At 68.0% G+C, this 23,393-nt stretch carries 28 protein-coding genes; 12 read left to right on the top strand and 16 right to left on the bottom strand.

Annotated elements, in window-relative coordinates:
• Positions 1-79: 79 nt before the first annotated feature.
• The 4 genes from KBY66_RS11135 to KBY66_RS11120 are packed head-to-tail and all read right to left on the bottom strand — an operon-like array spanning position 80 to position 2,529.
• The gene (locus KBY66_RS11135; RefSeq protein ID WP_255089557.1) at positions 80-322 is read right to left on the bottom strand and encodes a 2Fe-2S iron-sulfur cluster-binding protein; all 243 of its coding nucleotides are present in this window, start codon (positions 320-322) and stop codon (positions 80-82) included.
• A 5-nt stretch (positions 323-327) separates the two neighbouring features.
• On the bottom strand, positions 328-576 hold the full coding sequence (locus KBY66_RS11130) for a hypothetical protein (RefSeq protein ID WP_255089556.1): 249 nt from the start codon (positions 574-576) through the stop codon (positions 328-330).
• A 34-nt stretch (positions 577-610) separates the two neighbouring features.
• Positions 611-2,119 carry a cobyric acid synthase gene (locus KBY66_RS11125; RefSeq protein WP_255089554.1) on the bottom strand — a complete coding sequence of 503 codons (1,509 nt, stop codon included), beginning with the start codon at positions 2,117-2,119 and terminating at the stop codon, positions 611-613.
• A gap of 32 nt (positions 2,120-2,151) precedes the next feature.
• A complete protein-coding gene (locus KBY66_RS11120) occupies positions 2,152-2,529 on the bottom strand; it encodes an Npun_F0494 family protein (RefSeq protein ID WP_255089553.1) in 378 nt (125 codons plus the stop codon).
• 81 nt (positions 2,530-2,610) lie between these two features.
• On the opposite strand from KBY66_RS11120, the gene KBY66_RS11115 reads away from it, so the two are divergent.
• Positions 2,611-3,207, top strand: a complete 597-nt coding sequence (locus KBY66_RS11115; protein WP_255089548.1) for a nucleoside triphosphate pyrophosphatase — start codon at positions 2,611-2,613, stop codon at positions 3,205-3,207.
• Between the two features lie 90 nt (positions 3,208-3,297).
• Here KBY66_RS11115 and psbC read toward each other — a convergent pair whose 3' ends face one another.
• Both psbC and psbD read right to left on the bottom strand, forming a co-directional pair.
• Complete coding sequence (gene psbC / locus KBY66_RS11110) at positions 3,298-4,686, bottom strand: photosystem II reaction center protein CP43 (protein ID WP_255089546.1); 1,389 nt, start codon at positions 4,684-4,686, stop codon at positions 3,298-3,300.
• The gene (psbD, locus tag KBY66_RS11105; protein ID WP_255088745.1) at positions 4,670-5,728 is read right to left on the bottom strand and encodes a photosystem II D2 protein (photosystem q(a) protein); all 1,059 of its coding nucleotides are present in this window, start codon (positions 5,726-5,728) and stop codon (positions 4,670-4,672) included. The genes psbC and psbD overlap by 17 nt, the downstream gene beginning before the upstream one ends.
• A 222-nt stretch (positions 5,729-5,950) precedes the next feature.
• On the opposite strand from psbD, the gene KBY66_RS11100 reads away from it, so the two are divergent.
• Both KBY66_RS11100 and KBY66_RS11095 read left to right on the top strand, forming a co-directional pair.
• On the top strand, positions 5,951-6,538 hold the full coding sequence (locus KBY66_RS11100; protein ID WP_255089544.1) for a photosystem I assembly protein Ycf4: 588 nt from the start codon (positions 5,951-5,953) through the stop codon (positions 6,536-6,538).
• A gap of 5 nt (positions 6,539-6,543) precedes the next feature.
• Positions 6,544-7,254: a peptidylprolyl isomerase gene (locus tag KBY66_RS11095; protein WP_255089543.1), complete on the top strand. Its 711-nt coding sequence runs from the start codon at positions 6,544-6,546 to the stop codon at positions 7,252-7,254.
• A gap of 27 nt (positions 7,255-7,281) precedes the next feature.
• Here the strand turns inward: KBY66_RS11095 and ilvN are convergent, their stop codons facing one another.
• Positions 7,282-7,812 (bottom strand): acetolactate synthase small subunit, encoded by a 531-nt coding sequence (gene ilvN, locus KBY66_RS11090; RefSeq protein ID WP_255089542.1) that lies wholly within the window; start codon positions 7,810-7,812, stop codon positions 7,282-7,284.
• A 26-nt stretch (positions 7,813-7,838) separates the two neighbouring features.
• The gene (locus KBY66_RS11085; protein ID WP_399225336.1) at positions 7,839-8,801 is read right to left on the bottom strand and encodes an alpha/beta fold hydrolase; all 963 of its coding nucleotides are present in this window, start codon (positions 8,799-8,801) and stop codon (positions 7,839-7,841) included.
• Positions 8,802-8,856: 55 nt separating this feature from the next.
• Between KBY66_RS11085 and KBY66_RS11080 the strand changes: the two genes are divergently transcribed.
• From KBY66_RS11080 to KBY66_RS11065, 4 genes are all read left to right on the top strand, one after another.
• Complete coding sequence (locus KBY66_RS11080; protein ID WP_255089591.1) at positions 8,857-9,942, top strand: N2,N2-dimethylguanosine tRNA methyltransferase; 1,086 nt, start codon at positions 8,857-8,859, stop codon at positions 9,940-9,942.
• An 18-nt stretch (positions 9,943-9,960) separates the two neighbouring features.
• A complete protein-coding gene (gene petM / locus KBY66_RS11075) occupies positions 9,961-10,059 on the top strand; it encodes a cytochrome b6-f complex subunit PetM (RefSeq protein WP_071801415.1) in 99 nt (32 codons plus the stop codon).
• 58 nt (positions 10,060-10,117) lie between these two features.
• On the top strand, positions 10,118-11,080 hold the full coding sequence (locus KBY66_RS11070) for an NAD(P)H-binding protein (protein ID WP_255089535.1): 963 nt from the start codon (positions 10,118-10,120) through the stop codon (positions 11,078-11,080).
• A gap of 88 nt (positions 11,081-11,168) precedes the next feature.
• Positions 11,169-11,384: a hypothetical protein gene (locus tag KBY66_RS11065; RefSeq protein ID WP_255089534.1), complete on the top strand. Its 216-nt coding sequence runs from the start codon at positions 11,169-11,171 to the stop codon at positions 11,382-11,384.
• Positions 11,385-11,401: 17 nt separating this feature from the next.
• Here the strand turns inward: KBY66_RS11065 and KBY66_RS11060 are convergent, their stop codons facing one another.
• Entirely contained in the window at positions 11,402-11,995 is a 594-nt protein-coding gene (locus KBY66_RS11060; protein ID WP_255089533.1) for a pseudouridine synthase, read from the bottom strand.
• Positions 11,996-12,245: 250 nt separating this feature from the next.
• Between KBY66_RS11060 and infA the strand changes: the two genes are divergently transcribed.
• Positions 12,246-12,515, top strand: coding sequence for a translation initiation factor IF-1 (gene infA, locus KBY66_RS11055; RefSeq protein ID WP_255089532.1), 270 nt, complete (start codon positions 12,246-12,248; stop codon positions 12,513-12,515).
• Here the strand turns inward: infA and trxB are convergent, their stop codons facing one another.
• The 3 genes from trxB to KBY66_RS11040 all read right to left on the bottom strand — a co-directional run bounded on the left by trxB (position 12,516) and on the right by KBY66_RS11040 (position 15,871).
• The gene (trxB, locus tag KBY66_RS11050; protein WP_255089530.1) at positions 12,516-13,913 is read right to left on the bottom strand and encodes a thioredoxin-disulfide reductase; all 1,398 of its coding nucleotides are present in this window, start codon (positions 13,911-13,913) and stop codon (positions 12,516-12,518) included.
• A 119-nt stretch (positions 13,914-14,032) separates the two neighbouring features.
• Positions 14,033-14,287 (bottom strand): hypothetical protein, encoded by a 255-nt coding sequence (locus KBY66_RS11045; RefSeq protein ID WP_255089529.1) that lies wholly within the window; start codon positions 14,285-14,287, stop codon positions 14,033-14,035.
• A 114-nt stretch (positions 14,288-14,401) separates the two neighbouring features.
• Positions 14,402-15,871 (bottom strand): DEAD/DEAH box helicase, encoded by a 1,470-nt coding sequence (locus KBY66_RS11040; RefSeq protein ID WP_255089525.1) that lies wholly within the window; start codon positions 15,869-15,871, stop codon positions 14,402-14,404.
• Positions 15,872-16,505: 634 nt separating this feature from the next.
• On the opposite strand from KBY66_RS11040, the gene KBY66_RS11035 reads away from it, so the two are divergent.
• The 3 genes from KBY66_RS11035 (at position 16,506) to KBY66_RS11025 (ending at position 19,318) form a co-directional block, all read left to right on the top strand.
• Positions 16,506-17,330, top strand: coding sequence for a glycosyltransferase (locus KBY66_RS11035; RefSeq protein WP_255089523.1), 825 nt, complete (start codon positions 16,506-16,508; stop codon positions 17,328-17,330).
• Positions 17,331-17,586: 256 nt separating this feature from the next.
• Positions 17,587-18,291 carry an SDR family oxidoreductase gene (locus KBY66_RS11030; RefSeq protein WP_255089521.1) on the top strand — a complete coding sequence of 235 codons (705 nt, stop codon included), beginning with the start codon at positions 17,587-17,589 and terminating at the stop codon, positions 18,289-18,291.
• The gene (locus KBY66_RS11025; protein ID WP_255089519.1) at positions 18,284-19,318 is read left to right on the top strand and encodes a YheT family hydrolase; all 1,035 of its coding nucleotides are present in this window, start codon (positions 18,284-18,286) and stop codon (positions 19,316-19,318) included. Before KBY66_RS11030 ends, KBY66_RS11025 begins: the two co-directional genes overlap by 8 nt.
• Here KBY66_RS11025 and KBY66_RS11020 read toward each other — a convergent pair.
• Positions 19,257-19,625: a (2Fe-2S) ferredoxin domain-containing protein gene (locus KBY66_RS11020; protein WP_255089517.1), complete on the bottom strand. Its 369-nt coding sequence runs from the start codon at positions 19,623-19,625 to the stop codon at positions 19,257-19,259. The genes KBY66_RS11025 and KBY66_RS11020 overlap by 62 nt on opposite strands.
• A gap of 3 nt (positions 19,626-19,628) precedes the next feature.
• Entirely contained in the window at positions 19,629-20,888 is a 1,260-nt protein-coding gene (locus KBY66_RS11015; protein WP_255089516.1) for a 1-deoxy-D-xylulose-5-phosphate reductoisomerase, read from the bottom strand.
• Positions 20,889-20,986: 98 nt separating this feature from the next.
• On the opposite strand from KBY66_RS11015, the gene KBY66_RS11010 reads away from it, so the two are divergent.
• Positions 20,987-21,205 (top strand): hypothetical protein, encoded by a 219-nt coding sequence (locus tag KBY66_RS11010; RefSeq protein ID WP_255089515.1) that lies wholly within the window; start codon positions 20,987-20,989, stop codon positions 21,203-21,205.
• 97 nt (positions 21,206-21,302) lie between these two features.
• On the opposite strand, the gene KBY66_RS11005 is transcribed toward KBY66_RS11010, so the two are convergent.
• Complete coding sequence (locus KBY66_RS11005) at positions 21,303-21,641, bottom strand: hypothetical protein (protein ID WP_255089514.1); 339 nt, start codon at positions 21,639-21,641, stop codon at positions 21,303-21,305.
• Positions 21,642-21,832: 191 nt separating this feature from the next.
• Complete coding sequence (gene cysS / locus KBY66_RS11000) at positions 21,833-23,341, bottom strand: cysteine--tRNA ligase (RefSeq protein ID WP_255089512.1); 1,509 nt, start codon at positions 23,339-23,341, stop codon at positions 21,833-21,835.
• Positions 23,342-23,393 lie beyond the last annotated feature (52 nt).

Raw genomic sequence — 23,393 nt, 5'->3', positions numbered from 1 at the left:
TGCATCGCTTTCCCCGGGAGTCGTTCCTGGTGGAAGGGGAGCTGCCGCAGGCCGCAGCCTGAAGCCAGGGCGACGTGCTTCACCAGTAGGGATCACTGGCTAAATCCACTTGCAGCTGACCGCTGCGCGCCGGCGGCACGGCGCTGATGCAGGCGCGCACCACCTGGCCGTTCACCTCGATTTCACAGGCCCCACAACTTCCCCCCAGGCAGCCGGTGGGGATGGCCTGATCGGCTCTGCGGGCGGCCTCCAGCCAGGCCACACCGGTATCCACCCGGCTGGTCTGGCCGTTGGGCCACTGTATGAGCACCTCCTGCCCCATGCCGTTCAGGCCACCAGCTCGAAGGAGGAGGGGCCCAGCAGCGCGGCGGCATCGCTGCTCACCAAGGCAAGATCAGAACGATCAGTCAAGCCTGCTCCCCCAGCGTTTTCAATGCCGGAAAGGTGGTTTTGCTGAGCACGACCCGATCCTGGTTTGGCTGAAGTTGATCGGGTTGTCACGGCCGGGGTGCGCTGGGCCTGACTGGAAGGCTGCAGGCTGATGCTCGCGCCATTGAAAAAAGCGGTCTGGGGCAATGCCTGACACCCGGAGCTGCCGGTTCGATGCAGCCTAATCTCGGCCCAACAGGGGCAGCAGGTTCACATGGGCCTCGAACGCATCAGCGAGGCGATCCAGTAGCTGCTCGCGGTGATTGGCGTGATCGGGTACCAGCTCGTTGAGGGGGGCCAGGCCCAGGCCGGCACGCAGGTGATTGAGCCAGCCTCGGCGCCAGGGGCCATTGTCGAACACTCCATGCAGATAGGTGCCTGCCACGCTTCCGCACGGTTCCGTTCCCTCCATCTCGCACCGGCCGCTTCGCCACCAGCCCAGGCCATCTGCTTCCGCCAGCGGGTGGCAGGCCTGGGGATCGGTGCAGTTGCTTACCCCCCGGTGGAGCTCGAAGCCGGCCAGTTCGGCGGCGGCGATGCCAGGCCAAAGGGCCCTGCTGCGTCGTTGGCGCAAGGCTTTCGCGCCGCCGAAGCGGGTGTCCAAGGGCAGATAGCCCAGCCCTTTCTCCACGGCAGCGTCCGCACCGCTTCCTTCCAGGCGCTCTGGGTCGTGCAGCCTCTGCCCCAGCATCTGCAGGCCGCCACAGATTCCGAACAGATGGCCTCCCCCTTCGACGTGATGCCGCAATGCGTCGGCCAGCGGGCTGGCCTGCAGCGCCGACAGGTCCCGGAGGGTCTGCTTGCTGCCCGGCAGAATCACGGCGGCCGGTTGTCCAAGGGGCTCGCCCGGCCTGATCCAGCGCAGCCGAACGCTGGGTTCCGCTTCGAGCGGATCGAAATCGGAGAAGTTGCTGATCGACGGCAGGCGCACCACGGCGATCTCCAGCTCCGCGTCGGGTTTGCGGGCGCGCCGCTCCAGCAGATCGAGCGAATCCTCGGGGGGAAACAGCTCATCGAGCCAGGGCATCACCCCCAGCACCGGAATCCCCGTCTGCCGCTCCAGCCAGAGGCGGCCTTCATCGAAGAGCTCTCGCCGGCCGCGGAAGCGGTTAATCAGGATCCCTTTGATCAGGGGCCGCTCCACCGGCCGCAGCAGGGCCAGGGTGCCCACGATCTGGGCGAACACCCCGCCGCGCTCGATGTCGGCCACCAGCAGGCAGCGGGCCCGCAGGAACTGGGCGAGGCGCAGGTTGGTGAGATCGCGGGCCTGCAGGTTCACCTCCACCGGGCTGCCGGCCCCCTCCAGCACCAGCCGTCCGCTGGGATGGGAGGTCCTGAGGCTGCTCAATCCTGTGCGGATCGCCGCCCAGCCCGGCCGGAACCAGTCGCGGTAGTAGTGCTCGGCGCGGGCGATGCCCACCGAACGCCCCAGGTGGATCACCTCGCTGGTGTTGTCGCCCTGGGGCTTGAGCAGCACCGGGTTCATCGCCACTTCCGGCTCCAGCCCCGCCGCCCAGGACTGAAGGGCCTGGCTGTAGGCCATCTCGCCGCCGGCCGCATCCACCCAGGCGTTCAGGCTCATGTTCTGGCCCTTGAAGGGCAGCGGGACCTCGCCCCGTCGCCGCAGCACCCGACAGAGGGCCGCGGTCATCAGGGATTTGCCGGCGCCACTGCTGGTGCCGAGCACCATCAGCGCCCCAGGGTGCGTTGGCTGGCCGCTGTTCACAGACGGGGCCGGTGGCGGCGCAGATTCTGGTGGATCCGCTCGGCCAGGCCGGCCCGGGGGATTTCCTCGGGGAAGCCGGCGAGCAACTGGCGCCCCATCGGTGTCAGCCGAACCCGATCGGTCAGCCCCTGGCCGTCCACCTCACGGCGCAGCACCCCGAGCCGGATCAGCCAGATGAAGTGGTCTTCGACCCGCTGTGGACCCATCGACAGAAAGCAGAAGCTGCGCCAGTCGGGGCGGTCGCAGAGGGCCTCGCTGCTGATCGCCTCCCCTTGCACCAGGGCGTAGAAGGCCCGTCGGAACGGCAGGCAGCGCAGGGCGCTGGCGGCCCGGCTGAACGAACGGCCGTCGTTGGGGGGGGTCTCCAGGTCCATGGTTCTGATTCTCCCGGACGGTCAGGAGCGGACGCGACGCAGGATGGGAGCCACCGTTCAACCACTCGAGAGGCCATTCTGATGCAGCCCCTCCTGCTCGCCTCCGCTTCACCGGCACGCCGACGCCTGCTCCAGCAAGCGGCTATTCCCCACCGCGTCCAGGTGAGCGGCGTCGATGAGGAGGCGATCGCCGCTGCGGCGGCCTGCCGCGACCCCCGCCAGCTGGTGCAGCGGCTCGCCGAGGCGAAGGCGGCGGCCGTGGTTGCCCTCGGGGCCGCAGCCCCTGGCGGGCGGCCCGGGCACCCGGTGTTGGGTTGCGATTCGGTGCTGGAGTTCGAGGGGGAGGTGTTCGGCAAGCCCGGCGATGCTGCTCAGGCGAGCCGGCGCTGGCGACGGATGGCGGGCCGTTGGGGGGAGCTCCACACCGGCCATTGCCTGCTCAGGGGGGAGAACCCCCTGGCGGCACCCCTGCTTGCCACGGTGACCACCCGGGTGCTGTTCGCCGCCTTGACAGAGGTGGAGATCGAGGCCTATGTCGCCAGTGGTGAGCCCTTGCTCTGTGCCGGCGGCTTTGCCCTTGAGGGCCGCGGCGGTTTGATGGTGGAGCGGATTGAGGGTTGTTTCAGCAATGTGATCGGACTGAGCCTTCCGCTGGTGCGCCGTTGGCTGCTGGAGTGATCAGGCCAACCCCGTGGCGTTGACCATGAAAAAACCCCCGCAGGGCCGGGGGTTGGATCGATCCTCAGAGGAATCAATTCGAGGCACGACTCAGTCGAGATCGGGCATCGCCAGGGTTGGTTCGGCCTTGCGGTCGATGCCCTTCTCGAAACCGGCGGCCGCGGCGCGGGCCCGTCCCGCATGCCACAGGTGACCCACCAGGAAGAAGAAGGCCAGAACAAACTGGGTGGCCGAAAGCCACTGACGCACGTTCACGAAGTTCACCGAGTTGGGTTCGGTGATGATGCCGCCCACGGAATTGAGCGACGCGTTCGGGGCATGGGTCATGTATTCAGCGGCCCGGCGCACTTGCCAGGGCTGAATGTCATTTTGGAGCTTGTCGAGGCTGAGGCCATTGGGACCACGCAGGGGCTCGAGCCAGGGGCCGCGGAAGTCCCAGAAGCGCATGGTTTCTCCGCCAAAGATGATCTCACCGGTGGGTGAACGCATCAGGTATTTGCCCAGGCCGGTGGGGCCCATGGCCGATCCGATGTTGGCGCCGAGGCGCTGGTCACGCACCAGGAAGGTGAAACTCTGAGCCTGGGAGGATTCGGCGTTGGTGGGCCCGTAGAACTCAGAGGGGTAGGCGGTGTTGTTGAACCAGATGTAGGTGGAGGCGATGAAGCTCATCAGGCTCAGGGCCCCCAGGCTGTAGCTCAGGTAGGCCTCACCGTTCCAGATGAAGGCGCGTCGCACCCAGCCGAACGGCTTGGTGATCACGTGCCAGATGCCACCAAAGATGCAGATCAGGCCGATCCAGATGTGGCCACCGATGATGTCCTCCATCGAGTTCACCCCGATGATCCAGCCCTCGCCTCCGAAGGGTGCGGCGGTGAGGTAGCCGAAGATCACGGCCGGGCTCAAGGTGGGATTGGTGATCATCCGCACGTCGCCACCGCCAGGCGCCCAGGTGTCGTACACACCGCCGAAGAACATCGCCTTGAACACCAGCAGCAGGGCACCGACACCGAGCAAGATGAGGTGGTAGCCGATGATGTTGGTCATCTGGTTCTTGTCACGCCAGTCCTGGGAGAAGAAGGAGGAGTAGTTCTCCAGAATCTCCGGGCCGCGCAAGGCGTGATACAGGCCGCCCAGGCCGAGCACAGCCGAGCTGATCAGGTGCAACACCCCCACCACGAAGAAGGGGTAGAGGCTGGTGACCTCACCACCGGGGCCGACGCCATAGCCCAGGGTGGCCACGTGGGGGAACAGGATCAGGCCCTGTTCGTACATGGGCTTGTCGAAGCTGAAGTGACTCACTTCAAACAGCATCATCGCGCCGGCCCAGAAGACCATCAGGCCGGCGTGGGCCACGTGGGCCCCGAGCAGACGGCCGGAGAGATTGATCAGGCGGGCATTACCGGCCCACCAGGCATATCCGGTGGAGTCGAGGTCCTTGCCGCCGACGGCGACAAGGGAGGGACTAGAGAGCGTTACCACGGGGCAGGACCTCCTCAGGGAAGACGAAGTTTTCATGGGGCTGGTCGGCCGGTGCCATCCAGGCACGCAGACCTTCATTGAGAAGAATGTTCTTCGTGTAGAAGGTCTCGAACTCGGGGTCCTCGGCGGCGCGGATCTCCTGGCTCACGAAGTCGTAGGCCCGCAGGTTCAGCGCCAGGCCGATGATGCCGATGCTGCTGGTCCACAGACCCATCACCGGCACGAACAGCATGAAGAAGTGCAGCCAGCGCTTGTTGGAGAAGGCGATCCCGAAGATCTGGCTCCAGAAGCGGTTGGCTGTGACCATCGAATAGGTTTCCTCCTCCTGGGTGGGCTCGAACGCCTTGAAGGTGTTCGCCTGCTCGGAATCCTCGAACAGGGTGTTCTCCACCGTGGCGCCGTGGATGGCGCACAGCAGCGCACCGCCCAGGATGCCGGCCACCCCCATCATGTGGAAGGGGTTCAGCGTCCAGTTGTGGAAGCCCTGCAGGAACAGCAGGAAGCGGAAGATCGCCGCCACACCGAAGCTGGGAGCGAAGAACCAGCTGCTCTGGCCCAGCGGATAGATCAGGAACACGCTCACGAACACGGCGATCGGCCCGGAGAAGGCGATCGCGTTGTAAGGGCGGATTCCCACCAGCCGGGCGATCTCGAACTGGCGCAGCATGAAGCCGATCAAGGAGAAGGCACCGTGCAAGGCCACGAACGGCCAGAGACCGCCCAGTTGCACCCAGCGCACGAAGTCACCCTGGGCTTCCGGGCCCCAGAGCAGCAGCAGGCTGTGGCCCATCGCATCAGCGGGGGTGCTGACGGCGGCGGTGAGGAAGTTGCAGCCCTCCAGGTAGCTGCTGGCGATGCCGTGGGTGTACCAGGAGGTGGCGAAGGTGGTGCCGGTCAGCCAGCCGCCCAACGCCAGGTAAGCGGTGGGGAACAGCAACAGGCCGGACCAGCCGACAAAAACAAACCGGTCGCGCTTGAGCCAGTCGTCGAGGACATCGAACCATCCCCGTGTCGCCGGCGCGCGCCCTAGGGCAATCGTCATGGGTGCATAGGCAGGTGGAGAACCCGCTGCTTGATGTAAGACCCGGCGATCGTAACAACGTTCGAGGGGAGGCCGGGACTGGTCGCAACGGCCTGACATGGCTTCCCATGGCTGGGCTTTAAGCATTTCTTCCCATTCACCGCTGCGGGGTTGCAACGCCCCCGAGCACGGCCTCGCGGTGGGAAGGCGAAGATGGCAGAACATCGCTCCCCCATGCCCGCCATGGCTTCGGTCCCTTCCTCGGCCGCCTCGCCGCCCCGGCCCCCGGCCGGCAACACCTCCCAGCTGCTCGATCAACCCGTGCTGGGATCCCGGCGACCGTCGAACCTGGTGGTGGCGGCGGCGGTGAGCGCCGGTGGCGCAGGCTTCCTGCTCACCAGCCTTTCCAGCCGCCTGGGCATCGACCTGCTGCCGATCGGTCACCCCGCCGCCCTCGCCTGGGTTCCCCAGGGGCTGGTGATGGGGGCCTACGGCCTGGCGGCCCTGCTTTTGGCCTCCTATCTGTGGGGAGTGATCGCCATCGACCTGGGCTCGGGCAGCAACCGCTTCGACCAGGCCACGGGCACCGCCACGATCAGCCGCCGGGGCTTTCGCCAACGGATTTCCATCGACATCCCCCTGCGGGACATCCAGGCGGTGAAGGTGGACGTGCGCGACGGGCTCAATCCCCGCCGACGCCTGGCCCTGCGTCTTCAGGGGCGCCGCGATCTGCCGCTGACCCGGGTGGGTGAGCCCCTGCCCCTGGCCCAGCTGGAGCAGAGCGGCGCCGAGCTGGCCCGCTTCCTCAAGGTTCCCCTGGAGGGCGTTTGATCGGCATGGCCGTTCCCCTCACCCGCGTCCTCCTGCTGGCGCTGTTGCTGTTCGCGCCGGTTGGCCTCACCGCCTGCGCTGCCGATCCAGGCAAGGCCGGTGTCGGCTGTGCCACCGCCACCACCCCGTGCCTGAGCGGCAGGGCCCTGGTGGCCCTCAAGACCAGCCGTGGCGAGATTCAGGTGTCCCTGATCGGAGAGGCGGCCCCGCTGACCGCCGGCAACTTCGTCGATCTGGTGCGCCGCGGCACCTACAACAACACGGTGTTCCACCGGGTGGTGCGGGAGCCTTCCCCCTTCGTTGTTCAGGGTGGCGATCCCCAGAGCGCCGATCCGAAGGTGTCATCCAGCCTCTATGGAAGTGGCGGCTTCATCGACACAGCCACGGGCCAGCCACGCACCATCCCCCTGGAAATCGGGCTGAAGGGGGAGGCTGACCCCCGCTATGGCCAGGAGTTGCTCGATCCCACCCAGCTCGGCAAGTTGAAGCTGCTCCACGAACGGGGCGCGATTGCGATGGCCCGCTCGGCCGACCCCAATTCCGCCAGCGCCCAGTTCTATTTCGCCCTGCGGCCGCTGGTGGAGCTGGACGGCCGCTATGCGGTGTTCGGCCGGGTGGTGAAAGGCATGGAGGTGGTGGATCAGATCCGGCAGGGCGACCGGCTGATCACGGCCACCTTGGTGGAGGGCGGCACCCTGATCAAGGGCAAACCCTGAGTTCAAGGGCAAACCATTGGCGGAGCTTCAGGCCGGCACCCGCTTGTCGGAGGCGGTGACCTTCAGGAAGGCCGTGTTCACCCCGGAAGCCCGCTCCAGGGCAACCCGGCCCGTGCGAACGATCTCCAGGATGCCGTAGGCCTCGAGGATCTGCTCGATCGCCACGAGCTTGCCGGGGTCCCCCACCACTTCGAGGATCAGGGCGTTGTCGGCCACATCCACCACATTGGCGCGGAACACCTGGACCAGGTCGAGGATTTCCGAGCGCCGCTCCGGTGGCGCCGCCACTTTCAACAGCATCAACTCCCGCTCCACCGCCGGAATCGTGGTGAGGTCGATCACATTCAGCACATTGACCAGCTTGTTGAGCTGCTTGGTCATCTGCTGAAGGGTGGAGGCGTCGCCTTCGACCACCATCGTCAGCCGTGAGACCCCCTGGCGCTCGGCCGGGCCGACCGCCAGGCTCTCGATGTTGAAGCCGCGCCTTGCGAACAGCCCGGAGATCCGGCTGAGGGCACCGGATTCGTCTTCGACCAGCACCGAAAGGGTGTGCTTCATGCCCGCAGCGCTCGCCAGCACCCAAATTACGTGGCCGCCTTCAGGGGTGGCCGCGGCCCGGTTGGGGCCGGGGCCGGGAGGCGGCTCAGCCAGTCGAGCAGCAGCCCAACAAATGGGCCGGCGGCCTCATCCTGGGGGCAATGGCCGATGCCATCGAGCACCACCAGTTCCAGATCGGGCTTGTGCCTTGCCAGCTGCCGCGACACCTCGATCGGCACCAGCCGGTCGGCCCCGCCCCAGAGCACCAGCAGGGGTTGGCCCATGCGATCCAGCAGCGCCGCGGCGGTGGCAGCCCGCGGCCGAAGGGCCATGCCGATGCTCATGCCCCGCAAGGCCCAGGCGGCGGTGGGACGCCGGGCTGGTCTGGCGATCAGCTGATGCAGCTCCCGATCCCCGATCACCGGCCGGTTGTAGGCCGATTGAAGGCCCAGATCCAGCAGTGGGGTGCGGGCGATCAGCGGCACCAGCAGCTCCAGGGGCAACAGCCGGCAGAGCAGGGTCACCACCAGCCGTTTCAGGCGCCGCCGCCAGGGGGCGCGCCGCCGCGGCAGGGTGATCAACAGTGTGGGATCGGGCAGGGTGGCGGCCGCCACGGCCCGCACCCAGCCCGGGAAGAAGGTGGCGCAGCTGAGGGCCACCAGGCTGCCGAGCGAATGGCCCACCAGGACGGCGGGAGCCTGGACCACCTCTTCCAGGAAAGCCCGGGCCTGGCGGGCCCAGATCCGGTTGTCGAGCCTGAGTGCAGGTTGGGCTGAGCCGCCGAAGCCGATCAGATCCAGTCCGTATACGCACCAACCGGCCGCTGCCAGGGGCCCGGCCGTGTGGCGCCAGTGGCCGGAACCACAGGCGAAGCCGTGCAGCAGCAGCAGGGGCGGGTGGCCAGGATCCCCCAGCACCCGCCAGTGGCAGGCCAGGCCCCGCCAGTGCCAGATCGCCTGACGGCCCCAATCGGCGCCCATCGTTGCGACAGGCTGGAGCAGGGTCGTCACCAAGGGAGCAGAACCCACGCAGGACTCCACTCACTATTGCGAAGCATCAGCGCGACTGCGCCTCGGGGCTGGCTTCTTCCAGGCCGCCTCGCGGCCGGCCCGGGACCTGGGTGTGCTGCTGGCGCGCCACCTGGCGAGCCGGGGCCCGCTGCGGGTGCTGGATCTGATGGCCGGTTGCGGCATCCGCGCCCTGCGCTATGGCCAGGAGGCGGCAGCCGCATCCGTCTGGGCCAACGACGCCGATCCCGACCGCTTGCCCCTGCTGCAGGCCAACCTCGCCCCCCTGCGGCTGCGGCCGGTGGTGCCGTTGCGGGTGACCTGCCTCACCGCCCAGAAGTTGCTGGCCGATTGTCTGATTAGGGAGGAGCGGTTCGAGCTGGTCGACCTCGATGCCTTCGGTTGCCCCACCGCCCTCCTGCCCCTGGCCCTGGAGGCCGTCGGCTTCGGCGGCGTGCTCTACCTGGCCAGCACCGACGGTCGCTCCCCCACCGGCCATGACCGGCCGGCGGCGATCCGGCTGCTGGGGGCGGCGGCCCGGGCCCATCCGGCCAGCTGGGAGCTGGCCCTGCGGCTGCAGCTGGGCGTGATCGCCCGGACGGCCTGGGCCATGGGCCGGGGGGTGGAGCCCCTGTTCAGCTTCAGCGAGGGGCGCACCTTCCGGACGGCGGTGCGCCTGCGGCGTCGCCTTGAGCCCGGGGAGGAGAACCAGCTGGGGATGGTGGCCTACTGCCACCGCTGCGGTGATCAACAGGTGCAGCCGTTGGTGAACCTGCGCAGTTGGGCGGGCTGTTGCGGCCCGGATCGGCCCCTGGCGGTGAGCGGACCGCTCTGGATCGGGCCCCTGCAGCACGGCCCCACCCTGGTGGCGATGGCCGTCCCGGCTGAGGACCCCAGCCTCTGCCGGGCAGCGGCGCGGCTCCACGCCGCCCTGGCGGCGGATGGGGGCCTACCGGCCCGCAGCTGGCCCACGGCGGAGATCGGCCGGAGGCTGGGGCGTGGCCCCCCGGGGATGGCTGCTCTGGTGGAAGCGCTGCGGGCGGCGGGCTGGTCTGCCGCCGTCAGCGGCGTGATGCCGGGCCAGCTGCGCACGGAGGCCCCCTTGGCCGTGGTGCTGGAGGTGGCGGGGGCGCACAATGGGTAGCTCTTGCCGCCACCTGTCATGGCCTCTGAAATCTTCGGCATCGCAGCGATCTTCTGGGTGTTGATTCCGGTGGGCCTGGTCGGCGGCGCGGTTCTGCTCAAGCTCCAGAAAGACTGAGCAGCGCCCGCGTCGCCCCCGGCCGCAGCCCTAGGCTCCCCCTCCATGCCGGTGGTTCATGCAGGTTCTGGTCGTTGGCGCCACGGGAACCCTCGGTCGCCAGATCGCCCGCCGCGCCCTCGATCAGGGGCACCAGGTGCGCTGCATGGTTCGTTCACCCCGCAAGGCCGCGTTTCTGCAGGAATGGGGCTGCGAGCTCACCCGGGGCAACCTGCTCGAACCGGACAGCCTCCTCTATGCCCTGGAGGGCCAGGATGCGGTGATCGATGCGGCCACGGCTCGGGCGACCGACAGCGAAAGCATCTACACGATCGACTGGACCGGCAAGCTCAACCTGATCCAGGCCTGCCTGCAGGCGGGCGTCCAGCGCTTTGTCTTTGTTTCCCTGCTCGACGCCGAGAAGCACCGCAACGTGCCGCTGATGGACATCAAGTACTGCACCGAGCAGGCCCTGATCGGCTCGGGCCTCGACTACACGATCCTGCGCTGCGTGGCCTTCATGCAGGGGGTGATCGGCCAGTTCGCCATGCCGGTGCTGGAGAGCCAGACGGTGTGGGTGAGTGGCACGCCGACCCCCATCGCCTACATGAACACCCAGGACGTGGCCCGCTTTGCGGTGGCGGCCCTGGATCACCCGGCCACGATCCAGCACGCCTATCCCGTGGTTGGACCCAAGGCATGGAACACCGGCGAGCTCACCCAGCTCTGTGAGAAGTACAGCGGCAAGCCGGCCCGGGTGTTCCGGGTGCGGCCGGTCCTGATTCGGATGATGCAGGCCTTCGCCTCCTTCTTCGAGCCGGGTGTGAACGTGGCCGAGCGTCTGGCCTTCGCCGAGGTGACGGGCGGCGGCGTCAGCCTGGAGGCGCCGATGCAGGAGAGCTACGCGGCCTTCGATCTCGACCCGGCGGCCACGACCCACCTGGAGGACTACCTGAAGGAGTACTTCGGCACGATCCTCAAGCGGTTGCGGGAGATGGACGTGGACCTGGCCAAGGACGTCAAGAAGAAGCTCCCCTTCTGATCAGTTCAGATGTACTATGGCTCTCGCCCCGTGCGTTCGCCGGGCGACGTCCCCGCCGAGTTCCGATCCTTCCCTGCCCAGCCCTGCCATGTCCATTGCCCAGATCAAGAACCTGCAGCGCCGGCTCGCCAACCTCGAGCAGGAGGCGGTGGCGGAGCTGAACCGCATCTGCGGCCATGAACTCTGGCTCACCGTGGGCTTCGATGCCTTCGATTCCCTGGAGGATGCCGATCGGCGCTCCCGCGCCAACTACTACTACGGCCAACTCCAGACGGCGCGGGAGCTGCAGAAGGTGATCGGCTGACCCCTGGCCAAGCCTCCCTACCCGCCAGGGCCCGGGGAATGGGATTCTGATCGGCGCAACAGCGCTTGCAGCCGTTTGCTTTCCCGCTCGCTCGGCAGGCGCCACTGACCCGGCTCCAACCCGCTGAGGCTGAGGGCCGGTTCCCCGTCCATCAGGTCGATGGCGCTGCGGATCAGCCGCAGGGTGGGCAGGCCCACCGCCGCCGTCATGCGGCGCACCTGGCGGTTCCGTCCTTCGCATAGCTCCAGCTGCAACCAGCTGGTCGGAACCGTGAGACGGTGGCGAACCGGCGGATCCCGTGGTGTCTGGGGTGGATCCCTCAGGATGGCGGCCCGGGCCGGCAGGGTTCGCTTCCCTTGCACGATCAACCCGGAGCGGAGGGCCTCCAGGCTGCTGGCTCTGGGAGTCCCCTCCACCTGCACCCAGTAGCGGCGCCAGTGGCCCCGGCGGGGATCGGTGAGTCGCTGCTGCAGGGCGCCGTTGCTGGTGAGCAGCAACAGCCCTTCACTATCGGCGTCGAGGCGGCCGGCGGCGTAGACCCCGGGGATGGCGATGAAACCGGCGAGGCTGCTCCAGCGGCTGGCTGGTTCGGCCGTGAACTGGCTGAGCACGCCGTAGGGCTTGTGGAACAGGAGGGTGGTCAGGGCGGGAGGCCGGCAGCGTCAGCTGGCGCTGCCGTTCTGGCGGGCTTTCCAGAGGTTCACCACCCCGATGGAGATCAGCAGCAGGCCAAGGTCCAACGACAGGGGGGGGGCGATCAAAATGCTTTTGGTTCAGGCCGACGCTGACCCTAGTCGCCGCTGAGGTGGCGAGGCGCCAATTTATGGTGAAGGGATTGTCTGAATCGAGCACCAGCCGCGCATGATCGAAACCTCGGGTGTGATCGAGAAGGAACAGGGCAACGGCTTCTACCTGGTCACCCTCGATCAGCCCTCCGGTCACCAGTGTCTCTGCCGCGCCGCCGGCAAGCTCACCAAGTTCCGCATCAAGCTGCTGGCCGGGGACAAGGTGCTCGTTGAGATCAGCCCCTACGACCTCACCCGGGGACGCATCACCTACCGGGAGCGCAACGTGGGCACCACCGGCCCGCGCCCGGGCGGCAACCGCCCCGGCGGCCCGCGGCGACGCTGATCAACGCACCGGTGTCAGCAAGAGGGTGTCGATGGCGCTGCGGAATTCGCTGCGCTGCTTGACGCCCTTCCATTGCTGTTTCAGTTGCTTGTGGAAGAACAGCTGCACGGTGGGGGTGCCGTTCACTCCCGCTTGCACGGCGATCTCCTGGTCGGCCTCGATGTCGATCTCGACGCCGAGGGCGGTGCCACCCAGTTCGCCCAGCACACGCTTGAGCTGGGGCTTGAGCACGTGGCAGGGGCCGCAGCTCGGCGAGGTGTAGACCACCAACAGGGGCTTGTCGCTCTCGTGGTAGAGCTTGCGCAGGGCAAAGCCGCCTTTCTGCCAGAGCGCAGCCGGATCGAAATTCTCGGCATCGCTCACCAGCGTGGCGACCGGTTCGCCGGCCGGCTCGGGCTCCACCGCCGCGCGGGTCACGGTCACGGCCAGGTCGTGGTGGCTCAGCCAGCGCTCCGCCGCCAGGGCGGCCTGGCAGCCGCTGCCCGCCGCGGTGATCCCCTGGCGCCACTGGGCATCGGCCACATCGCCGGCGGCGAACACCCCTTCGCAGCTGGTGTCGGGCTGGCCGGGGGTGGTCACCAGATAGCCCTTGGCATCCACCTGCAGCTGGTCACGGACCAGGCGGGTGTTGGGGGTGTGGCCGATCGCGTAGAAGAGGCCGCGCACCGGCAACTCCAGGCTGGAGCCGCCGTTGAGATCGCCCAGGGTGAGGCTGCTGAGCCAGTCGTCACCGCTGACGTCGACCAGGGCCCGGTTCCAGTGCACCGTGATGGCGGGGTTGGCCAGCACCCGATCGGCCATGGCGGCGCTGGCCCGCAGGGAATCGCGCCGCACGATCAGGTGCACGTGGCTGCCGTACTTGGTGAGGTACACCGCCTCCTCGCAGGCGGAGTCGCCCCCACCCACCACGGCCAGTTCCTCGTTGCGGAACTGGGGGGTGGCCCCGTCGCAGATGGCGCAGGCGCTGATGCCATGGCTCCAGAACTTCTCCTCCTGGGGGAGGCCGAGCCGGTTGGCGCTCGCGCCGGTGGCCAGGATGAGGGCCTGGGTCTGTACCCATTCGCCCTCGACGCGCACCCGGTAGGGACGCTGGGACAGATCGATCGCCTCGGCATCGGCCTCCACCAGCCGGGTTCCCCAGCGTTCCGCCTGGGCCTTCATCCGGTCCATCAGGTCGGGGCCGAGGATGCCATCGGGAAAGCCGGGATAGTTCTCGACATGGGTGGTGGTCATCAGCTGACCCCCGGGGATGCCGCCATCCTGGAAACCGGTGATCAGCAGGGGGCTGAGATTGGCGCGGGCGGCGTAGATGGCAGCGGTGTATCCGGCCGGGCCGGAGCCGACGATCACCAGGTTTTCCACCGGCGGCTGGTCAGCGGTGGGATTCTCGACCGTCATCGGGCTTAAGCGGAGTGAGTATGAGTTGAGCCTAGGGCACCAAGGCCGCTGGCGGCGGGTGGCTGTCCAGCGGGGCGCGGGTCTGGGCTGGGCCTGACCTTCAGGGTGTGCCCTCAGGGTCAGGACTCGATGAATCCTTCCGGCTGGCGTGGCTCGCCCGGGGGCCACTCCGCTCGTCGCCGCAAGGGAGGCAAGGGAGCCAGGAGGGCTTCGAGCCGACCGGGATGGTCGTCCACACAGAGGATCCACTCGCGGAACTCCTCGGTGAGCGCAAAGCTGTCTTCGTAGCGTTCGTGGCCGTCGAGGGCGGCGATTCGAGCTGACGCCCAGCTCACCTGGGCCGCAAGCACGCGATGGAGAGACGCCTGGCCCATGGTCCTGCCCCGAGGGTGGATCAGGCTGGCGACAGCCTCGATCACCTGCCTGGTTGTTGCGCGCAACTTCGCATTTTTTCTTCAACGGCAATGGTGTGACCGCTGCCAGGGGGATCAGGCAGGGCGGCTCAGGAAGCGCGGCAGCTCCGGCCCCCGCAGCCGGATGACCTCGCCGACACCCTCGGCCAGGGCTTGGAGGGGAAGGCTGGTGCCGCCACTGGCGCCACCAGCAGCGACCGCGTCCGTGGGAATCGCCGCTGGCCGGATTTGGTAGGGCTCCGCCACCGACCAGGTGCGGGCAAAGGCGATCAGGCGCGGATCGGCGGGGGCGAACACGTAGGAGGCCTGGCGCGGGATTCCCTCCAGGCCGCAGCGACCGGCCTCCATCCGCACCGCCCTGGTGATGGCCTGGAGGAAGCGGCTGCGGGTCACCACCGTGGACAGGTAGGCCACCACCCGCAGGCGGGGGGCGTCGAACCCCTCGGCGCACATGTCGATGCTCACCAGCCACTTGGCTTCTCCCTGGCGGAACGCCTGCAGGCGGGTGGCCGCTTCGGGATCCTGGGAATGGACCAGAACGACCCGATCCCCCTCCTCCTCGAGCAGGCCGGTGATTCGCCTGGCATGGGCGATGTCGCGGGCGATCACCAGCCCGCCCGCCTCCGGGTGCTCGGTGGCGCGCAACCTGTCGAGGCGGCGCTGGGCCTGGAGCAGCACCCGCAGGGCGATGCTGCTGGCATCGCCAGGCTGGATGGCCCGCCGCAGGTTGCGGGCGCGCCAGCTCTCGCGCAGCTCCACCGAGAGTGCGGAGCGCTCGGTGTCGCCGAGGCGGCCGTGGTCGACCCAGCCATCCTGGAAGCGGAACTCCAGGGGGCGCACATCCCCGGCCGCGATCAACTGGCGTGGCTCCACGGTGAGATCGGCGGCGATCCGCTCCACCAGTTCTCCCCGCTCCCATTGGCTGTGGCGCCGGGCGGCGCGGAAGGCCAGGTTGTCGGCACGGAAGGGGGTGCCGCTCAGCCCGAGCCGCAGGACACAGCCCTGGCTGAGCAGCTGGAAGGCCTGGCCCCAGACGGCGGCCTCCGGTTCCTCCGGATCGATGCCGAGGTGGTGCACCTCATCGGCCACCGCCAGCACCCGGGCGCTGGCGGTCCAGCTCAGCTCCCGCTCGAGCCTCTCGATCTGGCGGGCCGCGCCCTGGTAGCTGAGCAGCAGTCCGGCGCCGCTGGCCGGATCGGCAGAGGCCAGGGGCCAATCGCCGAGGTTGAGGCCGAGCTGGCTGGCGGCGGCGCGCCACTGGGCGGCGATGGAGCTGCGGTGGCAGAACACCAGCAGGTGGCTGAGCCGTCCTTCCCCCTGCAGGCGCTGGAAGGCGAGCAGGGCTCCGAGCGTCTTGCCGGCTCCGGGTCCGGCATGGATCAGCACGTCCTCGCCATCGGCTCCGCTTCGCTCCAGCCGGCGCCGCAGCAGTTCGATCAGCCGCAGCTGCCACTGACGCGGCCTGGGGCCTGGCGGCGATCCCCCAAGTGGCGTTCCCCCCGTCGGTGAGCGGCGCGGGGCCAGGTCGAAGGAGGGGGAGGCCATGGCCAGGGATCCAGGCCGTCATTGTGCGGCCGAAACCGGGCCATGGGCAGCCTTTCCCCCCAGACTTTGCCTTGGCCCCTCAATTCAACTGTCTGAGGCCGTTGAATTCCTGCGCAAGGGTTTTTATCAATGACCTGAATCAGGCGCCCGATTGTGTGAGGAACCCGGCCAACCATCGGTCCTGTTCTGGGCAAGTGATTCAAGGACCCACCTGAACTTCCCTCGAATCGAGTACGATCAATTGCAAACGAATTGATCAGGCCTTTCGCCAGGTTCGTCTTCGATTGGTGGTCATGCGCCTAAAGTAGTTCCTCCTTGGAGGGTTCACGGGCTCGCCTCATAGCTTTTCGCGGCATAACGCTGCCGCCTCCTGTACGCCGAATCGATGGCCTACGGATCAACGACTGCATTCCGAACGTCGTCACTGCATCAGCGATTTATGCCATCCGTCCCTGACCTGCACCTCTGCCACTGTGCAGACGCGTCGGTCGAGCCCCATCTCCCATCCCTGTTCTGGTCCATTGCGCGCCACACTGCCCCACCGGCGCCAACGGTCCACTTCGTCTGCTTTGGCTCGGACAGCGGCTTTCCAGCGCGCGTGGCCAGTGAGGCTGCGCGCCACGGGCTGCCCTGTGTGACCTACTGGCTCGGCGAGCTATCCGCTTCCCGCTTCCCCCACTTGCAAACGTACAACGTGGGCTGCCAAGGCAACGCTGCGGCGTTCTACGGACGTTGGCTCTTGGCAGAGCTCCTGCCATCCAGCCTTGATCGAGTCATCTACCTTGATACGGACCTCATCATTCAAGATGACCTCCGTCTGCTAATTGACCAACTCCCGGAAGGAGTCGCCGTTGCTGCAGCGCCCGACATGCCATTCGCTGCCTGTCAGCCATCAACCTATTTCCTGTTCTATCGTCCCCACCTGAGGGCGTTAGGAGTTTCAACGCGCCGAGGCGAGGTTTTCAATACCGGTGTCCTCGTCTTGTCGCTGGAGGTTTGGCGACGTGAGGCGATTGCTGATCAATTGATTCGTGGGCGAGATAAAATTCTGGCCAAAGGCCTATCGTTGCGTCTCCAGGATCAGGATGTCATGAATGTCGTTCTCGCTGGTTCGATTCATTTTCTTTCCCCTCTCTGGAACGTGACGCCCCTCTATCTCCCTGCCAACTTTCTCTCCGACCCCGGCCTTGGCTTTGCAAAAATCTTGCACTTTGTTACAAGCCCGAAGCCTTGGATTGGCGATGCATGGACCAATCTTCCTGCCCAGGCCGTTGAGATCTTTCTGCGCACCAAGGCTGCAGGCGCTCCAAGTTCTGAGGAGTCCCAGAGTTGGTTGCAGGCGTTGGCCAGTTACCACGTTGTCACGGAAGACGGATCATTGATCCTGACGCCTCGTCGCAAGCGGCGCCTCCAGAAGCTTCTTGAGGTGAGCAAGGAGCCAGCCTGTGCCACAGATTAGGTTGGATGCGTGGGCCTGAGTTGGCCTAGGCAAGATCGGGCAAGGCGGCTCAGTTGTAAATCCGAAGGCAAGATGCCCATGACTGAGATGCCGGCAGTAGTTGCTCAGGAGGAAGGAAGGGGAAGGAAGGGGAAGGAAGGGCGGACCATCCGCGGCGGAGTTACGGGCCGATGCCATGATTGACACACCTGATTGATCCAAGGCAGATGGATTTGACGGTGAACCCTGAGAACTGGACCCTGTCTTCTGATCTTCCATGACCGATCCTTCCAATCCAGGCATGCTGGCCGTCACCGGCGCCTCGGGAAAGACCGGCTGGCGGGTGGTGCAGGAGGCCCTGGGACGGGGTTATCGGGTCAGGGCGATCGTGCGGCCCAGCTCCTTGGTTCCGGCTGGCCTGGAGGGGGCCGAGCTGATCCGCCTTGAGCTTGGCGACCAGCCAGCCCTGGAGCGGGCTTTGCAGGGGGTGGAGGTCCTGGTGATCGCCACCGGGGCGCGCCCTTCGATCGACCTGAGCGGCCCTCTGCAGGTGGACGCCCTGGCGATGCGCTCCCAGATCGACGCCTGCCGCGCCGCCGGGGTGGGCCGGGTGGTGCTGGTCAGTTCCCTGTGCAGCGGCCGCCTCTTCCATCCCCTCAACCTGTTCGGCCTGATCCTGCTCTGGAAGCGGCTGGGGGAGCGCTGGCTTCAGGAGAGTGGCCTGGCCTGGACGGTGGTGCGACCCGGCGGGCTCAAGGAAACGGAGCAGAACCTCGAGGCCGAAGGCATTCGCTTCAGCGGCCCGGATCAGCAGGAGAGCAACAGCATCCCGCGGCGCCTGGTGGCCCGGGTCTGCCTCGATGCCCTCCAGGTTCCCGCTGCGTCCGGCCGCATCATCGAGATCACCAGCGGCCCGGATGTGGCGCCGATCGGCCTGGCGGAGTGGCTGCAGGGGCAACCCCAGGCTGCTGCCCATGCCTGATGCGGTTGAGGTTCCGCCCTTTCGGCCCCGGCCCCCCTGGTGGGGCGCCGATCTGCAGACCCTGCGGGACACCTTGCAGGGACCCCGCTTCCCCGCCGATCGGGGGGTGGCCCATCGGATCCCGATCGGGAAGGGCGAACAGTTGCTGGCCTTGCTCGATCGTCCCGCGGGCGTTCAGCCCCACGCCCTGGTGGTGTTGCTTCATGGCCTGGGGGGCTCCAGCCAGGCCACCGGGGTGCGCCGCCTGGGCCTGGCCCTGCAGGCGGCGGGCTTTGCGGTGCTGCGCCTGAATCTGCGGGGGGCCGGCGCCGGCCGCTCCCTGGCCCCCGGCACCTACGCGGCCCGCTGCAACGGAGACCTGGCCCCGGCCCTGCGGCGAGCCCGGCAGCTGGCGGATGGGCGGCCGCTCTTCGGGGTTGGGTTCTCCCTGGGCGGGACCGTGTTCCTGAACGGGGTGCGAGCCGCCCAGCAGGGGGAACGGATGCTGGATGGGCTGGTCGCGATCAGCAGTCCGCTCGACCTGGCGGCGTGCTCGGCGGCGATCGGCCGGCCCCGCAACCGGCTTTATGAGCGCTGGTTGCTGCGCAGCCTGCGGCGCCAGACCCTTGCCGATCCCCAGGCTCTCGGCCCGGCCGAGCGGCGTGCCCTGGCCCAGGTGCGCAGCATCCGCGGCTTCGACGCCTTGATCACCGCGCCCCGCTGGGGCTTCGCCTCGGTGGATGACTACTACGCCCAGGCCAGTCCGCTGCCCGGACTGCTGGAGTCTGCGCCTTCCCTGCCGCCGAGCCTGCTGATCCACGCCCTCGATGACCCCTGGGTTCCGGCCGCCCCCGCCGTCGCCCTGGCCGGCCGGCGGGAGGGAGGGCGTGCGTTCGAGGCCCGGGAAGACGCGCTTGAGGTTGTGCTGACCCCCGGTGGCGGTCACAACGGTTTTCACGCCCCCGGTGGCAGCTGGTCGGACCAGCTCACGGCCCAGTGGCTGCGCCAGCAACTGGAACGGCAGCCTGGTCAAACGGCGTGCGCCTGAGAATCCAGGCTTCGATCGGGGTGCCGCCAAGGATGTGCTCCCGCACAATCCGCTCGATCCGCTCCGGCGTCACGCCCCCATACCAGATTCCCTCCGGCCAGACCAGCAGGACCGGGCCGCCGCCGCAGATCCGCAGGCAATCGGCCTTGCCCCGCAGCACGATTCCGCCGGCCCGGGCCGGATTTTCCAGGTCCAGCTCCCGCACCAGCTGTTTGAGCCGCTCCCAGCTGGCGGCCCCCACGGCGGGATCCCCACACAGTGGCTTGCTGGGCGTGGCGCAGAGCAGCAGGTGATGGGCGATCGCCATGGCTTAGCGGGGCAGGAGCTGGGCCGTGGCGCCAGAGGCAGGCACCATCGTGGCGGCAGCCTCGTGCACCGCCATCCGTGCCCAGCCATCGGCGGCCAGCACGTCGTCCAGGGCTGGATCGGCCTGCAGGTCGGGCCGGTGGCGATCGCAGACCCGCTCGATCAGCTCTGGAATCGCCAGGAAGGGAATGCGCTCCTCCAGGAAGAGGGCCACGGCCTGCTCGTTGGCGGCGTTGAGCACCGCCGGCATCGTGCCACCGGCGCGGCCGGCGGCGTAGGCCAGCTGCATGCAGGGGTACTTGGCCCGGTCGGGGGCACGGAAGCTGAGCGTGCCCACTTCGGTGAGATCGAGCCGGCGCCAGGGGGTGCCCAGGCGCTCGGGCCAGCTGAGGCAGTAGAGCAGGGGCAGCTTCATGTCGGGCCAGCCCAGTTGGGCCAGCACCGAGGAATCGGCCAGCTCCACCATCGAGTGGATGATGCTCTGGGGGTGGATGATGATCTCGATCTGGTCGAAGCCCAGGCCGAAAAGGTAATGGGCCTCGATCACCTCCAGCCCCTTGTTCATCAAGGTGGCGGAATCCACGGTGATCTTGCGGCCCATGCTCCAGTTGGGGTGGCTGGTGGCGTCGGCCACGGTGGCCTTGGCGAGATCAGCGGCGGGCCAGTCGCGGAAGGCGCCACCGGAGGCGGTGAGCTGGATGCGGCGCAGGCCCGGGGTGGGCACGCCGGTCGAGAGGCGGGCGGTGTCGGCCCAGGGGGTGCCCTGCAGGCACTGGAAGATGGCGGAGTGCTCGGAATCGGCGGGCAGCAGGCGGCTGCCGCTTTTTTTGAGCTCCGGCAACACCACCGGACCTGCGGCGATCAGGGTCTCCTTGTTGGCGAGAGCGAGGTCTTTGCCGGCGTGGATCGCCGCCAGGGTGGGCAGCAGGCCGGCGCAGCCGACGATGCCGGTCACCACCAGCTCCGCCGTGGGCCACGCGGCGGCGGCGCACAGACCCTCGCTGCCCCCCAGCAGCTCGGGCCGCCGGGTGGGCCGGGCGGCGGGCTCCAGGGCATCGAGGCGGGCGCGCAGCTCGGGCAGCAGGGCGGCATCGGCCAGCGCCACCACCTCGGGGGCGTGGCGCTGGATCTGCTCGGTGAGCAGGCTCAGGTTGCGGCCGGCGGTGAGGGCCACCACCTGGAAGCGATCCGGGAACTCCTCGGCCAGCTCCAGGGTCTGGGTGCCGATCGAGCCGGTGGAGCCCAGCACGCTGATCGCCTTCACCACGAAGCTCCGTCGATGGACGCCAGTCTCCCATCAGCGCCAGGCCCCCGCATGGGCCGGGGTGTGGGCGTCACACTGGAGGCCCCTGCCGGTCCGCCGTGCTCTGGCTGAAGCGCTGGAACTTCATCGAGCGGGCCCGGCTGGAGCGGGAACTCTGGGATGCCTTCGAACGGGGCGAGCCCATCGAGGCACTGGTGGAAGCCTGCCCCGCCGAGGAGTCCTTCCGCCGCGAGGTGTGGCAAACCACGGTCAAGCGCATCCGCCGGATCGAGACCCTGATGGCCGGCAAGGGCCCGACCGGTTCGCCGGGGGAGTGAGCTCCCGACGGACTCAGACGGCAAACCCCGGCTCAGAAGGCAAGCCCCGGATCGACCATCGCCTACCCCAGCTCGCCGTACTCCCGCAGCAAGGCGATCACGGCGCGCAGTCGCTGGCGGGAGTCGTCGGTGGGGTCGAGCTGGTGCTGGAGCTGGGCCAGAGCGCAGCGAGTTTGGCGTTGAGCTCTTTCAGTCGCGCGATCTCGTTCTCGATCCGCACGCAGTCGCTCTCGATCTGCATTCGCTCGCTCTTCAGCTGCTCTTGTTCGCTCTTGAGCTGCTGAATCCTGCTCTCGGCGATCTGTTCTCTCCGCTCTAAATCGGCGACGGGTCGCCAGTTGAGCATCGACAAGAAGGAGCGGAAGGGACCCAGCGATGAGCCAGACGCCGGCCAGCTGGGGTAGCTCGAGGCGCTGCTGGCGGAAGAGGTCGACATGGTCGTCGCTGGAGAAGAGTGCGATCAGGGCCAGGACTGTGCCGACCATCAGGGTGAGGACCCCAGGCAGATCGAGCAGCGGTGGCTGTTCCCGGCGGGTCTGACGTGGCTGGGTTGTGGTGGCTTCCACGCTATCGGCGTTGGGCAGCTGCTGGATCTGTTCCCCCGCTGTCTCAGGGCCAGCCTCAGCCCTACCTGCGGATCCAGTCGGTGCTGCCGCCGGGGCGGTCGATCAGCTCGATGCCATGGCCGCGCAGTTGGTCGCGGATCGCGTCGGCGGCGGCGTAGTTCCTGGCCTTTCGGGCCTCCAACCGCTGTTTGATCAGGGCGGCGATCTCCCGTTCCACCGGTCCGGCGGCGGCAGGGTCTTCCCGGGGCGGTGCCGTGGGGGAGGGCTCAGCCTTCAGCCCCAGCACCCCGGCCAGCTCCACCAGGAGCTGCCACTGGGCCAGGAGGTCGGATGGCGTGGCGCCGGGGAGGGGATCGGGTTCGTGGGGGTCCTCGCCCCGCTCCAGCCGGTTGGAGAGGGCCCGCAGCGGTCGGGCCAGCTTGAACAACACCGCCAGGGCGGCCGAGCTGTTGAGGTCATCGTCCATGGCGGCGATGAAGGCCTCCCGGGAGTCGCTGGTGTCGCTGCTCTCGGGGTTCGCTGACAGCGGCTCGGCCGGGTCGGGGGGCTCGAAGCCCAGCCGGTCGCCGAACCGCGCCACGAGCTCGAGGGCGGCGTTGAGGCCGCGCCACCCTGTGGCGGCCGCCTCGAGGGCCTCGGCGCTGAAATCGAGCGGCTTGCGGTAGTGGGCCTGGAGCACGAACAGCCGCAGGGTCATCGGGCTGACGCCGCTCTCCAGCAAGGCCCGGATCGTGGTGAAGTTGCCGAGCGACTTGCCCATCTTCTCGCCGCTGACATTGACCATGCCGTTGTGCAGCCAGTAACGGGCCAGGGGCTTGCCGGTGGCCGCTTCCGACTGGGCGATCTCGTTCTCGTGGTGGGGAAAGATCAGGTCGGCGCCGCCGAGGTGGATGTCGATCGAATCGCCGAGTTCCTGCCGCACCATCGCCGAGCACTCGATGTGCCAGCCCGGCCGGCCCGGTCCCCAGGGGGAAGGAAAGCTGGGTTCGCCGGGCTTGGCCCCTTTCCAGAGGGCGAAGTCGAAGGGGTGGTGCTTGCGCCGTTCCTCCTCGCCAGACACCCGGCCGTCGGCGTTGTCCTGCTGCTCGCTGAGATCGCGGCCCGACAATTTGCCGTAGCCCGCCGCCTTGGTCACGGCGAAATACACATCTCCGTCGGCGGAATAGGCCGCCCCCTTCGACTCCAGTTCACCAATCAACTGGCGGATGCCATCGAGGCAGCGGGTGGCCCGGGGCATGCGGTCGGGCGGCAGGATGTTCAAGGCCGCCATATCGGCCTGGAAGGCGGTGATGTTCCTCTCGCTCACCTCCTCCATGGAGCTGCCCTCGGCGGTGGCCCGCTGCAGGATCTTGTCGTCGATGTCGGTGACGTTCTGCACGAAGGTGACCGCAAAGCCGCTCCAAGTCAGGTACCGGCGCAGCACATCCCAGGCGATGTAGCTGCGGGCATGGCCCAGGTGGCAGAGGTCGTAGACCGTGACCCCGCAGCAGTAGATCGACACCTGAGCGGGCACCAGCGGGACGAAGGGTTCGCTGCGCCGGGTGAGCGTGTTGGTGAGCCTGAGGGTCAAGGGGGAGCGGAGGTGTCCGTTCCGGCACCGTAGGGCGCGACCTTTGCTGGTA

The sequence above is a fragment of the Synechococcus sp. Tobar12-5m-g genome (assembly GCF_024345415.1).
Lineage (GTDB): Bacteria > Cyanobacteriota > Cyanobacteriia > PCC-6307 > Cyanobiaceae > Regnicoccus.
Note: the sequence above shows the minus strand (reverse complement) of the source record. Positions and strands in the feature narration are given on the sequence as shown.